Origin of the sequence: Variovorax sp. V116, from assembly GCF_041154435.1 — a bacterium.
Taxonomy (GTDB): domain Bacteria; phylum Pseudomonadota; class Gammaproteobacteria; order Burkholderiales; family Burkholderiaceae_C; genus Variovorax; species Variovorax paradoxus.
This window is the reverse complement of record NZ_AP028661.1, coordinates 1,337,738-1,349,885: the sequence shown is the minus strand read 5'-3', so window position 1 is coordinate 1,349,885 and position 12,148 is coordinate 1,337,738. Positions and strand designations below refer to the sequence as shown.

The window sequence follows — 12,148 nt, the reverse complement described above, 5'->3', positions numbered from 1 at the left end:
CAGATTGGATCGATACTTGCGATCTGCTTTTCTTTCAATCCTTTCAGGAGTCCTCCCATGCCGCTCGAATACCTCGGCGCCCCGCCCATCGCCTCGGACCGCCAGGCCCGCCCCTTCTCCCCGGCCGTGCGCGCCGGCGATTTCATCTACGTGTCGGGCCAGGTGCCGGCCAATGCCGAGGGCGAGATCGTGGGGGGCGGCATCGAGGCGCAGACGCGCCAGGTGATGGAAAACCTGAAGAAGGTGCTGGCGCTGGCCGGCGCCACGCTCGACGACGTCTGCAAGAGCACCGTCTGGCTGCAGGACGCGCGCGACTTTGGTGCCTTCAACCGCATCTACATGAGCTACTTCGGTGACAACAAGCCGGCGCGCTCGACCACCGAGGCGCGGCTGATGGTCGACGCCAAGGTCGAGATCGACGTGGTGGCCTACAAGCCCAAGGCCTGATCAGGCGTGCAGCTCGGTCTTGCGCTGGATGATGCGCGAGACCAGGCCGTACTCGACCGCCTCCGCGGCCGAGAGCCAGCGGTCGCGCTCGATGTCGGCCAGCACCACGTCGATCGGCTTGCCGGTTTCCCGCGCGATCTCGTGCGCGATGCGGTGCCGGGCCTTGATGATTTCCTGCGCCTGGATCGCGATGTCGGTCGCTTGCCCGCCCGCGCCGCCGCTGGGCTGGTGGATCAGGAAGCGCGTGTTCGGCAGGCACACGCGCCGCTCGCGCGGTACCGCCAGGTACAGGTGCGTGGCGGCGCTGCCCACCCAGCCGGTGCCGATCATGTTCACCGGCGCGGAGATGAAGCGCACGATGTCGTGAATGGCATCGCCCGACTCCAGGTGGCCGCCGGGCGAGCTCACCAGGATGTCGATGGGTTTGTCGCCGCTGTCGGCATCGAGCGCGATGAGCCTGCGCGTCACGTCGGCAGCCACCGAATCGGTGATGCTGCCGAAGATCAGCAGCGTGCGCGACTTGAAGGCTTTTTCCTCGAGGTACGAATTGCGCGGCTCGGCGGTGGCCGCGGGTGGGGTGTCGTCGTCGGTTTCCATGATCAAGAAGCACTCCTGTGATTGAACGGCATCCTGCCGAACAGACAGACAGTTTCGCCGACATTGCATGCACGCGTGGCAAGCGGCATCGACTCAACCCGCCAGACGTCCCGCCACCAGTTGCAGCACGCGGTCGCAGCGCTTTGCGAGTTCCTGGTCGTGCGTGACCATCACGAAGGCCGTGCGGTGCTTGTGCGCGAGCTCGATCATCAGCGCGAACACCGTGTCCGCCGTGCTGCGGTCGAGGTTCCCCGTGGGCTCGTCGGCCAGCACGCAGGCCGGCTGCGTGACCAGCGCGCGCGCAATGGCCACGCGCTGGCGCTCGCCGCCCGAGAGCTCGGCCGGCCGGTGGTGCAGGCGTTCGCCCAGGCCCACGCTTTCGAGGATCTTCGTGGCCGAGGCCGCCGCCTGTGCGGAATCCATGCGCCGGATCTTCAGCGGCATCGCCACGTTGTCAAGCGCGCTGAACTCGGGCAGCAGGTGGTGGAACTGGTAGACGAAGCCCAGGTGCAGGTTGCGCAGCCGTCCCTGCTCGGCCGCGTCGGCATGCGCGATGTCCTTGCCGAGCAGCTCGACCTTGCCGGCGGTGGGCGCATCGAGCCCGCCCATCAGGTGCAGCAGCGTGCTCTTGCCCGAGCCCGAGGCGCCGACGATGGCCAGCGTCTCCCCGGCGCGCACGTCCAGGTCGACGCCGTGCAGCACCGTGAGGTCGATGCGCCCCTCGTGAAAGCGCTTGGTGAGGCCGCGCGCCTTGAGAACCACGTCACTCATAGCGCAATGCCTCGGCAGGGTTGACGCGGCTCGCGCGCCAGCTGGGATACAGCGTTGCAAGAAAAGCCAGGACCAGTGAAATGATCGCGATCGGCATGATGTCGCCGCGCTGCGGATCGCTCGGCATCTTGCTGATCAGGTAGATGTCCTTGGGCAGGAAGCTCGCGTGGAAGAGCTGTTCGAGCGCCGGCACGATCACGTCGATGTTGTAGGCAATGCCCAGCCCCAGCAGCAGCCCGGCCACCGTGCCGATCACGCCGACCATCGCGCCCTGCACCACGAAGATGCCCATGATGCTGCGCGGCGAACTGCCCAGCGTGCGCAGGATGGCGATGTCCGCGCGCTTGTCGGTCACCGTCATGACCAGCGTGGACACCAGGTTGAAGGCCGCCACCGCCACGATGAGCGTGAGGATGATGAACATCATGCGTTTCTCGACCTGCACGGCCGCAAACCATGTCTTGTTCTGGCGCGTCCAGTCGCGGATGAGGAACTGGCCCGGCAGCGTGACGGCCATCTGGTCGGCCACTTCGCGCGCCTCGTTCAGGTCCTTGAGCTTGATGCGGATGCCGGTCGGGCCTTCGAGCCGGAACACGCGCTGGGCGTCTTCCGCATGGATCATGGCCAGCGCCGAGTCGTATTCGTAGTGGCCCGAATCGAAGGTGCCCACCACCGTGAACTGCTTGAGCCGCGGCACCACGCCGGCGGGCGTGACCTGACCGCCCGGCGCCACCAGCGTGACCTGGTCGCCCGGCTGCACGAACAGCGAGCGCGCGAGTTCGCCGCCAAGCACGATGCCGAACTCGCCCGGCACCAGCTTGTCGAGCGTGCCCTTCTGCGCCGTCGTGGCGATGTCGGTCACCTCGGGTTCGAGCCTGGGCACGATGCCGCGCACCAGCGTGCCCTTCATGTCCTCGCCGCGCGCAATGAGCGCCTGCGTGGCAATGAAGGGCGCGGCGCCGACCACCTCGGGGTTCTTGCGCGCGGCGGCCGTGATGGCGTCGATGTCGGGCAGCGCCTGGCCGTCGCGCGACAAGATTTCGATGTGCGACACCACGCCGAGCATGCGGTCGCGCACCTCCTTCTGGAAGCCGTTCATCACACTGAGCACGATGATCAGCGCCGCCACCCCCAATGCAATGCCGAGCATCGACACGCCGGAGATGAACGAGATGAAGCCGTTGCGCCGCGTCGCCCGGCCTGCGCGCGTGTAGCGCCAGCCGAGCTTCAGTTCATAAGGAAGTCGCATATTTTCAGTTTGAGCTCAGCCGGGTGCACCCGCGGAACCGGCTTTGCCGGGCCGCTGGGTGCGCCCCCCAGTGGGGGGAGGCGCCGAAGGCGCTTCGGGGGGCGTTTCATCCTAGCATCCCGGACAATAGGGGGAATGGCCGAACCTTCCTCCCGTCACTTGTTGATCCCCTTTGCCGGCCGCGGTTCCCCGGTGTGCCGCGCGGCACTGCCCGCGCTCCGGCTTCCCAATCTCGAAGCGCTGCTCTCGCGGCTCTCGCTCGCGGAGGCCGACACGCAGGACGAAAGCACGCGCTCGCCGCCCCATGAACGCGCGCTGGCCCGGGCGCTGGGCATTTCCGCAGCCGACGGCTGCATTCCCTGGGCCGCGCTGGAAGCCCGGCAGGCCGGCATTGCCGAACCCGGCGACCGCGAAGGCTGGGGCCTGGTCTCGCTGTGCAACTGGCAGGTGGGCATCGACGACGTGGTGCTGGGCGACCCGGCCGCGATCGAGATCGATGCTGCCGAATCGGCCGCGCTGCTGGCCGCCGCCCATCCCTTCTTCGAGGAAGACGGCATCGCGCTGCACCCCTCCCCCACACCCGGCCGCTGGCTCGCGCGCGCGCACATCTTCGCGGGACTGGCCACGGCCTCCATCGACCGCGCGGTGGGCCACCCGATCTCGCAGTGGTCGCCGCTGGCCGAAGCCGCACGGCCGCTGCGCCGCCTCCAGAACGAAATGCAGATGCTGCTCTACACCCAGCGCGTGAACGACGACCGCGCCGCGCGCGGCGTGCCGCCGATCAATTCCTTCTGGCTCAGCGGCACCGGCGCCCTGGAGCCCGGCGTTCCCCCGGCCGGCACCGCCGCGCCCACGGTGAGCGACACGCTGCGCGTGGCCGCCCTGCGCGACGACGGCCTGGGCTGGGCCGAAGCCTGGCAGGCGCTGGACGCAGGCCCCGTCGCCGGCCTGCTGGCCGCCTACACCGCCGGTGCCGACGTCACGCTCACGCTGTGCGGCGACCGCACCGCGCAGCGCCATGCGGTGCAGCCGCGCGGGCTGGTGGGCTGGGCCCGAAGCCTGTTCGACCGGCCGCGCGCCGCCAGCGTGCTGGAGGCCCTGTGAAGATCATTGCCCGCGAAATTCCGCCCCGCACGGTCTGGGCGCTCGAGCAGGCCGGCGTGCATCCGCTGCTGGCCCGCCTGTTCGCCGCGCGCGGCGTGCTGGCCAAGGACGAGCTCGACGACGGCCTGGCGCGCCTGCTGCCGCCCGACACGCTGCACGGCACGCGCGAGGCCGCGGTGCTGCTGGCCGACGCGATGGCGCAGGACAAGCGCCTGTGCATCGTGGCCGACTACGACTGCGACGGCGCCACCGCCTGCGCCGTCGCGGTGCGCGGCCTGCGCCTGCTCGGCGCGAAGAACGTGAGCTACCTGGTGCCCGACCGCGTGGTCGACGGCTACGGCCTCACGCCGCCGATTGCCGAGCGCGTGGCCGACAGTGGCGCCGACATGCTGATCACCGTCGACAACGGCATCGCCAGCGTCGAGGGTGTGGCCGCCGCCAAGGCGCGCGGCCTGCAGGTGCTGGTGACCGACCACCACCTGCCCGGCCCCGAGCTGCCGGCCGCCGACGTGCTGGTGAATCCCAACCAGCCCGGCTGCAGCTTCGAGAGCAAGAGCATCGCCGGTGTCGGCGTGATGTTCTACGTGCTGCTGGCGCTGCGCTCCGAGCTGCGCGCGCGCGGCGTCTTCAGCGCGGCCGCGCAGCCCAAGCTCGACGTGCTGCTCCCGCTGGTGGCGCTCGGCACCGTGGCCGACGTGGTGAAGCTCGACGCCAACAACCGCCGCCTGGTGGCACAGGGCCTGCGGCGCATCCGCGCCGGCGCGCTGCCCGCGGGCATCGCGGCGCTGTTCAAGGCCGCGGGGCGCAACGCCGCGGTGGCCACCACCTTCGACTTCGGCTTTGCGCTCGGCCCGCGCATCAACGCGGCCGGCCGGCTCGCCGACATGACGCTGGGCATCGAATGCCTGCTGACCGACGATGCCGGCCGCGCCGACGAACTCGCGCGCATGCTCGACGGCATCAACCGCGAGCGGCGCGACATCGAGGGCGGCATGCGCGACCAGGCGCTGCTGCTGGCCGAATCGCTGTTCGGTGCCACCGCCGACGGCAGCGAGGCGCCGCCCGCAGCCATCAGCGTGTTCGATGCCGACTTCCACGAAGGCGTGGTCGGCATCGTGGCCTCGCGCATCAAGGACCGCTTCCACCGCCCGACCTTCGTCTTTGCCGCCAGCGGCGCGCCCGGCAAGGAGCACGAGCTCAAGGGCTCGGGCCGGTCGATCCCGGGCTTCCATCTGCGCGATGCGCTCGACCTTGTGGCCAAGCGCCATCCGGGCGTGCTGCTGCGCTTCGGCGGCCATGCCATGGCTGCCGGCTGCACCGTGGCGCGCGAGAAGTTCGAGGTGTTCGAGCGCGCGCTGGCCGAGGTCGCACATGAATGGCTGGCCGCCTCCGCGCTCACGCGCCAGATCGAAACGGATGGGCCGATCGCGCGCGAGTACATGCGCATCGACCTGGTCGACACGCTGCACCGCGAGGTGTGGGGCCAGGGCTTCGCGCCGCCCACCTTCAGCGAGGAAGTCGAAGTGGTGTCGCAGCGCCTCGTGGGCGAGAAGCACCTGGCGCTCAAGCTGCGGCACCAGGGACAGCCGGTCGACGGCATCTGGTTCGGCCACACCGAGCCGCTGCCCGCGCGCGTGAAGCTCGCCTTCAGGCTCGATGCCGACGAATGGCAGGGTGTGCGCCGGGTGCGCTTCCTTGTCGAAGGCGCTGAGATCTAGCTCGCCACAGCTCGGCTCGGAAATCCCCGGGTCAGCTTCGGTGGGCGTGCATTCGGGACGGATTCCTACGCGGGCCGCGCGGCGGCGTTCTACGGTTGCCTTTCACATGCAGGAGCCCACGCACATGAAATCGACCACCGCATCCCCCGCAAAATCCACCCGGTCCGGCGCAAGCGCGCACACCGCCGCCAAGCAGCGGACCGTCCAGCGCACGCAGGACGCAAAGGACAGCGCCAAGCCCGCCGCCAAGAAGTCCAGCCAGCCCGCGCAGGCCGGGCCGCGCTCGCAGCCGGTCAATCCCCTGCCGGCGCAGCACCTGAGCAAGCCCGGGCTCGAGGCCGAGATGGCGCTGCGCCCGCGCTTCGAAGCGCCGGACTACAAGGGCAGCGGCAAGCTCGAGGGCATGGCGGCCCTGGTGACCGGCGGCGATTCCGGCATCGGGCGCGCCGTGGCGCTGCTCTATGCCCGTGAAGGCGCCGACGTCGCCATCGCCTACCTCGACGAAGACGAGGACGCCGAGGAAACCCGGCGCCACGTGGAGGCGGAAGGCGCACGCTGCATCCTCGTCAAGGGCGACGTCTGCGATCCGGCGTTCTGCCGCGACGCGGTCGACCAGACCATCGGGGCCTTCGGCAAGCTCGACATCCTGGTGAACAACGCGGCCTTCCAGCTGCATGCGGCGTCCATCGAGGACATCACCGACGAGCGCTTCGAACTCACGCTTCGGACCAACGTCTTCGGCTATTTCCAGATGGCGCGCGCCGCGGTTCCGCACCTGGGCCAGGGCGCCTCGATCATCAATACCGGCTCGGTCACGGGCCTGGAGGGCAGCGCGCACCTGCTCGACTATTCGACCACCAAGGGCGCGATCCACGCGTTCACCAAGTCGCTGGCCAGCAACTTGCTGCCCAAGGGTATCCGCGTGAATGCGGTGGCGCCCGGGCCGGTGTGGACGCCTTTGAATCCCGCCGACAGCCCGTCCGGGAAGATCAAGGATTTCGGCAAGAACACCGACCTGCAACGGCCGGCGCAGCCGGAAGAGCTCTCGCCTGCCTACGTGTTCCTGGCCGCGCCGAGCTGCGCCAGCTACATCACCGGCATCGTGCTGCCGGTCACGGGCAGCGTGGGCGCCGTCTGAAGGCGGCCAAGAGCTTCTGCAGCGGCCTGGAGCGCGGCGCGTCCTCCATGAGCGGCGGGATGGAGATGGCCAGCAGCAGCGCCGCCAGCGGCACCACGCAGACGAAGCCGATGTAGTTGAAGCCCAGCGCGCCGACGATGCCGCCCAGCACGAACATGCCGACAAGCCCGCCCGCCATCTGCATCCGGCGGCGGTTGTGGCGCACCATCGCATGCGCCGGCGTGGCATGCCGGTTCCAGTAGAGCAGCTTGCCCAGCTCCATGCCCACGTCGGTGATGTTGCCCGTCATGTGGGTGGTGCGGACGCTGCCGCCGGAGGTCTTGGAGCCGACGGCGTTCTGCAGCCCCATGATGAAGGACAGCAGCAGCACCGTGAGCGGAACCGCAAACGGGGTCGGCCAGGTCAGCGTGATAGCGCCCATCAATCCGAACGGGAACATGAGCGCGGCTTCCAGCAGCAGCGGCACCGCATAGACGCTGCGCAGCCGGTGCTGGCGGCCCCAGTTCACCAGGATGGCGCAGACCGCCGCACCCGCCAGGAAGGCGAGGATGGCGCCCAGCGCATTGAGCAGCAGCTTGGTGTTGCCCAGCACCAGCCCGTCCGCAAACTGCGATGCGAAGCCCGTCATGTGCGAGGTGTACATGTGCAGCACCAGGAACCCGCCCGCATTCACGGCGCCGGCATTGAAGGCCAGCAGCAGGCCGAGCACCCGGTTGGTGGAGGGTGCGCGGTGGCGGTGGGTAAGGAAGCGTAGTCTGCGCATCGGCGTGCAACTTGCGCTTGGACTCTAGCACCCGGACGAACGCCCATCGACCGCGTTCTACGCCGCCGGCCGCCGCCCCCAAGGGAATGTGCTGATTACACTTTCCCGCCGGCTTGCGTTGTGCAGGCCTGTACACACATCCAAGGGTTTCAATGAAAGTCTCAACTCTCCTGGCCGCGGCCGCACTCGTGGCTTCGGCCTTGCCCGCCGCGGCGCAGGTTTCGGTCCAGATCAACGTGCCCGGCCTGATCCAGGTGGCGCCTCCCGCGCCGCGCTACGAACCCATGCCGGGGCCGAGGGCCGGCCAGGTGTGGGTGCCCGGGCACTGGCAGTGGAACGAGCGCGCCTACGTCTGGCGCTCGGGCTACTGGCAGGCGGCGCGGCCCGACTATGCGTATGCGCCGGGCCGCTGGGTGCAGGCCGATGGCGGATGGCGGTGGATGGAAGGCGACTGGCGCCGCGCGGAGCCGCACCATCGCCACGCCGAAGAGCATCCTGGCGGTGGCGGATACCACTGCCCGCCGGGACAGGCCAAGAAGGGGCGCTGCTGATCTTCAGCCGCGGGAATGAAAGAAGCGGGCAGGTCGCCGCTTCCTTCTTGCCGGTCAGCACGGGGGCTTTCCGGTATGTTCGATATGGTGCCGCTTGTCGGAATCGAACTGACGACCTTCCGCTTACAAGGCGGGTGCTCTACCAACTGAGCTAAAGCGGCACGGATTGACTTGCGGGATTTTAACGGTGCGGTGTGCGTCGGCTGCCTGCTGTCGCTACTTCACGCGCTTGAGCGACGGGCGGCTGCCGCCGCCTGCCGGCGGGCGCGGCGGCTCATCGGTGGGGTCGGTGGGCGAGCCGGCGTCGTCGCCGGCATCGACCATTTCGTCCGCGTCTTCACCCGTCACCAGGTGGACGATCTTGCCGGCATCGCCTTCGGTGCCGCGCGACGCATCGCGCAGCGGCATGCGTGCAGGCCCCTGGGGCGAAGAAGGCGCGCCGGCCGCCTGGGACGGCCCGCCGCCCTCGGCGCCGCTGCCGGCAGGTACCGGTGCGGGAAACGCCATGCCCTGCCCGTTCTCGCGCGCATAGATCGCGATCACGCGGCCCACGGGCACGACGATCTCGCGCGCACTGCCCGCGAAGCGGGCCTTGAACTCGATGAAATCGTTGCCGAGCTTGAGCGAACTGGTCGCGTCGAAGCTGATGTTCAGCACGATCTCGCCGTTCTTCACGTACTCGCGCGGCACCTGGACGGTGTCGTCGACCTGCACCGCGACATAGGGCGTGAACCCGTTGTCGGTGCACCATTCGTACAGCGCCCGGATGAGGTACGGGCGGGTGGAGGACGACTCGAGCGCGTTGATCATGAAGGGCGGCGAAAAACGATGGAAGCAGGCACGCAGCTTACTTACTTTCGCATGACCTTTTCGGACGGGGTCAGTGCTTCGATGTAGGCCGGGCGCGAGAAGATGCGCTCGGCGTACTTCAGGAGCGGCGCCGCGTTCTTGCTGAGGTCGATGCCGTAGTAGTCCAGGCGCCAGAGCAGCGGCGCAATCGCCACGTCGAGCATCGAGAAATTGTCGCCCAGCATGTACTTGTTCTTGAGGAACACGGGGGCCAGCTGCGTGAGGCGGTCGCGGATGTGCGAGCGTGCCTTTTCGAGCGCCTTCTCGTTGCCCTTGGCGGTGCGGTTCTCGAGAGCGGCCACGTGCACGAACAGCTCCTTCTCGAAGTTGAGCAGGAACAGGCGCACGCGCGCGCGGTCGACCGGGTCGCCGGGCATCAGCTGCGGATGCGGGAAGCGCTCGTCGATGTACTCGTTGATGATGTTCGACTCATACAGGATGAGGTCGCGCTCGACCAGGATGGGCACCTGGCCGTACGGGTTCATCACGCTGATGTCTTCAGGCTTGTTGTAGAGATCGACGTCGCGGATCTCGAAGTCCATGCCCTTTTCGAACAACACGAAGCGGCAGCGGTGGGAAAAGGGGCAGGTCGTTCCTGAATACAAGACCATCATGGCGAGAGACTCCTAAAAATCAAAAAGAGTGGGTCGCGTTGGCAACCCACTCTGTGGAACCGCACGCACCAGGCGCGCGGTCGGCGTGGACGGAACTACTTGACGTCTTTCCAGTACGAGGCGTTCAGTCGCCACACGAAGACCAACGACATGACGAGGAACAGCAGCACCCACACACCGATGCGGATGCGCGTGTTCTGTGCCGGCTCGGCCATCCATTGCAGGTAGCTCACCAGGTCGCCGACCGCAGTGTCGAACTGCAGCGGCGTCATGGTGCCGGGGGTCACCTGCTCCCAGCCCTTGAACACTTCGGTCTCGTGGCCATGCTGCGAGATCTTGGTGTAGACGGGACGGCGTTCGCCCTGCAGCTCCCACAGCGGGTTGGGCATGGCAACGCTCGGGAACAGCAGGTTGTTCCAGCCGGTGGCCTTGGTGTCGTCGCGGTAGTAGGTGCGCAGGTAGGTGTACAGGTAGTCCGCACCCGTGCCGCCATGGCCGGCGCGCGAGCGGGCCACCAGGGTCAGGTCGGGCGGCGTCGTGCCGAACCATTCCTTGGCCTGGCGCGCGTCGATGTTGGCCTTCATGGTCTCGCCGACCTTGTCGGTGGCGAACAGGAGGTTGTCCTTGATCTGCTGCTCGGTAATGCCGATGTCCTGCAGCCGGTTGTAGCGCATGAACGCCGCGGAGTGGCAGTTCAGGCAGTAGTTGACGAACAGCTTGGCGCCGTTCTGCAGCGAGGCGACGTCGGTGGTCTTGTTGGGCGCCTTGTCCCAGGCCATGCCGCCGGACTCGGCCGATGCGGCTGCGGAAAAGGTCAGGCCCAAGGCCAGGCCAACAACCGCGAGCCAGCCAGAAATGCTTTTCTTCATCGTGTTTCTCTCGAGCTCTCTTGGGCTTCTCAATGGGCGGCGAAGGTCACGCGCTCAGGCACGGGCTTGAACTCGCCCTTGCTGCTCCACCAGGGCATGAGCAGGAAGAAACCGAAGTAGAAAAGCGTGCCGATCTGGGAAATGGTCTGCGCGATGTCCAGCGCGAACGAACCGATGACCAGGCTGCCCCAGACGCCGGGCGCCTGGATGCCCAGGTAGCCCAGGATCAGGAAGAAGAACACGAAGACGCCGTAGACATACTTGTGCCAGCCCGGACGGTAGCGGATCGACTTGACTTCGCTCTTGTCGAGCCATGGCAGGAAGAACAGGATGATGACGGAGCCGCCCATCACGAGCACGCCCCAGAACTTGGCGTCGAAGGCCTTGAGCAGGAAGATGACCACGGCCGCCACGACGACCAGCGCGATCTTCAGGGCCATGCTCGACTTGCCCTTGATGAAGTTCAGGACGGCGGCCGCGGCGATGATCAGCGCGAACACGTTGACCATGTCGTCGGTGGTTGCACGCAGCATCGAATAGAACGGCGTGAAGTACCAGACCGGCGCAATGTGGTTCGGCGTCTTGAGCGAATCGGCCGGAATGAAGTTGTTGTACTCGAGGAAGTACCCGCCCGCTTCCGGCGCGAAGAAGATCACGGCCGAGAAGATCGTGAGGAACACCACCACGCCGAAGATGTCGTGCACCGTGTAGTACGGATGCGACGGAATGCCGTCCAGCGGATGGCCATCGGGGCCGCGCTTGGCCTTGATCTCGATGCCGTCGGGGTTGTTGGAGCCCACTTCGTGCAGCGCGATCAGGTGGGCCACCACCAGGCCGAGCAGCACCAGCGGCACGGCGATCACATGGAAGCTGAAGAAGCGGTTCAGCGTGGCGTCGCTCACCACGTAGTCGCCGCGGATCAGCAGCGCGAGGTCAGGGCCGATGAACGGGATGGCCGCGAACAGGTTCACGATCACCTGGGCGCCCCAGTAGCTCATCTGGCCCCATGGCAGCAGGTAGCCCATGAAGGCCTCGGCCATCAGGCACAGGAAGATCGCGCAGCCGAAGACCCAGATCAGCTCGCGCGGCTTGCGGTAGCTGCCGTACATGAGGCCGCGGAACATGTGCAGGTACACCACGATGAAGAACGCCGAGGCGCCCGTCGAGTGGATGTAGCGGATGAGCCAGCCCCAGGGCACGTCGCGCATGATGTACTCGACCGATGCGAACGCCTGGTTCGCGTCGGGCTTGTAGTGCATCACGAGGAAGATGCCGGTCACGATCTGGATCACGAGGACCAGCATCGCGAGCGAGCCGAAGATGTACCAGAAGTTGAAGTTCTTCGGTGCGTAGTACTTGCCCCACTGGTCGTTCCAGAGCTTGCTCAGCGGGAAGCGGTTGTCGACCCAGTTGAGCAGCTTCTCGCCGGCGGGCGCGTTGGGGGAAATTTCGTGGAATTCAGCCATGTTGTTCTTCTG

Annotated in this window: 13 protein-coding genes and 1 tRNA gene; 5 read left to right on the top strand and 9 right to left on the bottom strand. The window is 67.4% G+C overall.

All coding sequences use genetic code 11. From position 1 onward, the window contains the following. Positions 1-57: 57 nt before the first annotated feature. Positions 58-447 (top strand): RidA family protein, encoded by a 390-nt coding sequence (locus ACAM58_RS06240; RefSeq protein ID WP_012746362.1) that lies wholly within the window; start codon positions 58-60, stop codon positions 445-447. Here the strand turns inward: ACAM58_RS06240 and ACAM58_RS06235 are convergent, their stop codons facing one another. The 3 genes from ACAM58_RS06235 to ACAM58_RS06225 form a co-directional block, all read right to left on the bottom strand. Beyond that, a complete protein-coding gene (locus ACAM58_RS06235) occupies positions 448-1,044 on the bottom strand; it encodes an ATP-dependent Clp protease proteolytic subunit (RefSeq protein WP_012746361.1) in 597 nt (198 codons plus the stop codon). 93 nt (positions 1,045-1,137) lie between these two features. Next, the gene (gene lolD, locus ACAM58_RS06230; RefSeq protein WP_012746360.1) at positions 1,138-1,815 is read right to left on the bottom strand and encodes a lipoprotein-releasing ABC transporter ATP-binding protein LolD; all 678 of its coding nucleotides are present in this window, start codon (positions 1,813-1,815) and stop codon (positions 1,138-1,140) included. Continuing rightward, positions 1,808-3,064: a lipoprotein-releasing ABC transporter permease subunit gene (locus ACAM58_RS06225; protein ID WP_012746359.1), complete on the bottom strand. Its 1,257-nt coding sequence runs from the start codon at positions 3,062-3,064 to the stop codon at positions 1,808-1,810. The genes lolD and ACAM58_RS06225 overlap by 8 nt, the downstream gene beginning before the upstream one ends. 159 nt (positions 3,065-3,223) lie before the next feature. Here ACAM58_RS06225 and ACAM58_RS06220 point away from each other — a divergent pair, with 159 nt between their 5' ends. The 3 genes from ACAM58_RS06220 to ACAM58_RS06210 all read left to right on the top strand — a co-directional run bounded on the left by ACAM58_RS06220 (position 3,224) and on the right by ACAM58_RS06210 (position 7,024). Continuing rightward, the gene (locus tag ACAM58_RS06220; protein WP_244883391.1) at positions 3,224-4,168 is read left to right on the top strand and encodes a hypothetical protein; all 945 of its coding nucleotides are present in this window, start codon (positions 3,224-3,226) and stop codon (positions 4,166-4,168) included. Next, entirely contained in the window at positions 4,165-5,886 is a 1,722-nt protein-coding gene (recJ, locus tag ACAM58_RS06215; RefSeq protein ID WP_012746357.1) for a single-stranded-DNA-specific exonuclease RecJ, read from the top strand. Before ACAM58_RS06220 ends, recJ begins: the two co-directional genes overlap by 4 nt. A 124-nt stretch (positions 5,887-6,010) precedes the next feature. Continuing rightward, positions 6,011-7,024 carry an SDR family oxidoreductase gene (locus ACAM58_RS06210; RefSeq protein WP_062363007.1) on the top strand — a complete coding sequence of 338 codons (1,014 nt, stop codon included), beginning with the start codon at positions 6,011-6,013 and terminating at the stop codon, positions 7,022-7,024. Here the strand turns inward: ACAM58_RS06210 and ACAM58_RS06205 are convergent. Further along, the gene (locus tag ACAM58_RS06205; RefSeq protein WP_012746355.1) at positions 6,999-7,787 is read right to left on the bottom strand and encodes a YoaK family protein; all 789 of its coding nucleotides are present in this window, start codon (positions 7,785-7,787) and stop codon (positions 6,999-7,001) included. The two genes, ACAM58_RS06210 and ACAM58_RS06205, sit on opposite strands and share 26 nt — an antisense overlap. 152 nt (positions 7,788-7,939) lie before the next feature. Between ACAM58_RS06205 and ACAM58_RS06200 the strand changes: the two genes are divergently transcribed. Then, a complete protein-coding gene (locus ACAM58_RS06200; protein ID WP_012746354.1) occupies positions 7,940-8,338 on the top strand; it encodes a YXWGXW repeat-containing protein in 399 nt (132 codons plus the stop codon). An 85-nt stretch (positions 8,339-8,423) separates the two neighbouring features. On the opposite strand, the gene ACAM58_RS06195 is transcribed toward ACAM58_RS06200, so the two are convergent. The 5 genes from ACAM58_RS06195 to ACAM58_RS06175 form a co-directional block, all read right to left on the bottom strand. Continuing rightward, positions 8,424-8,499: transfer RNA gene (locus ACAM58_RS06195), tRNA-Thr, on the bottom strand. A gap of 55 nt (positions 8,500-8,554) precedes the next feature. Continuing rightward, positions 8,555-9,148 carry a ClpXP protease specificity-enhancing factor gene (locus tag ACAM58_RS06190; RefSeq protein ID WP_012746353.1) on the bottom strand — a complete coding sequence of 198 codons (594 nt, stop codon included), beginning with the start codon at positions 9,146-9,148 and terminating at the stop codon, positions 8,555-8,557. Positions 9,149-9,189: 41 nt separating this feature from the next. Continuing rightward, complete coding sequence (locus ACAM58_RS06185; RefSeq protein WP_012746352.1) at positions 9,190-9,801, bottom strand: glutathione S-transferase N-terminal domain-containing protein; 612 nt, start codon at positions 9,799-9,801, stop codon at positions 9,190-9,192. Between the two features lie 95 nt (positions 9,802-9,896). Next, positions 9,897-10,670, bottom strand: coding sequence for a cytochrome c1 (locus ACAM58_RS06180; protein WP_012746351.1), 774 nt, complete (start codon positions 10,668-10,670; stop codon positions 9,897-9,899). Positions 10,671-10,699: 29 nt separating this feature from the next. Beyond that, entirely contained in the window at positions 10,700-12,136 is a 1,437-nt protein-coding gene (locus ACAM58_RS06175) for a cytochrome bc complex cytochrome b subunit (RefSeq protein ID WP_012746350.1), read from the bottom strand. Positions 12,137-12,148 lie beyond the last annotated feature (12 nt).

Coding starts and splice junctions, on each gene's coding strand:
- ACAM58_RS06240 (WP_012746362.1), top strand. CDS start 58: ATGCCGCTCGAATACCTCGGCGCCCCGCCCATCGCCTCGGACCGCCAG.
- ACAM58_RS06235 (WP_012746361.1), bottom strand. CDS start 1,044: ATGGAAACCGACGACGACACCCCACCCGCGGCCACCGCCGAGCCGCGC.
- lolD (WP_012746360.1), bottom strand. CDS start 1,815: ATGAGTGACGTGGTTCTCAAGGCGCGCGGCCTCACCAAGCGCTTTCAC.
- ACAM58_RS06225 (WP_012746359.1), bottom strand. CDS start 3,064: ATGCGACTTCCTTATGAACTGAAGCTCGGCTGGCGCTACACGCGCGCA.
- ACAM58_RS06210 (WP_062363007.1), top strand. CDS start 6,011: ATGAAATCGACCACCGCATCCCCCGCAAAATCCACCCGGTCCGGCGCA.
- ACAM58_RS06205 (WP_012746355.1), bottom strand. CDS start 7,787: ATGCGCAGACTACGCTTCCTTACCCACCGCCACCGCGCACCCTCCACC.
- ACAM58_RS06200 (WP_012746354.1), top strand. CDS start 7,940: ATGAAAGTCTCAACTCTCCTGGCCGCGGCCGCACTCGTGGCTTCGGCC.
- ACAM58_RS06190 (WP_012746353.1), bottom strand. CDS start 9,148: ATGATCAACGCGCTCGAGTCGTCCTCCACCCGCCCGTACCTCATCCGG.
- ACAM58_RS06185 (WP_012746352.1), bottom strand. CDS start 9,801: ATGATGGTCTTGTATTCAGGAACGACCTGCCCCTTTTCCCACCGCTGC.
- ACAM58_RS06180 (WP_012746351.1), bottom strand. CDS start 10,670: ATGAAGAAAAGCATTTCTGGCTGGCTCGCGGTTGTTGGCCTGGCCTTG.
- ACAM58_RS06175 (WP_012746350.1), bottom strand. CDS start 12,136: ATGGCTGAATTCCACGAAATTTCCCCCAACGCGCCCGCCGGCGAGAAG.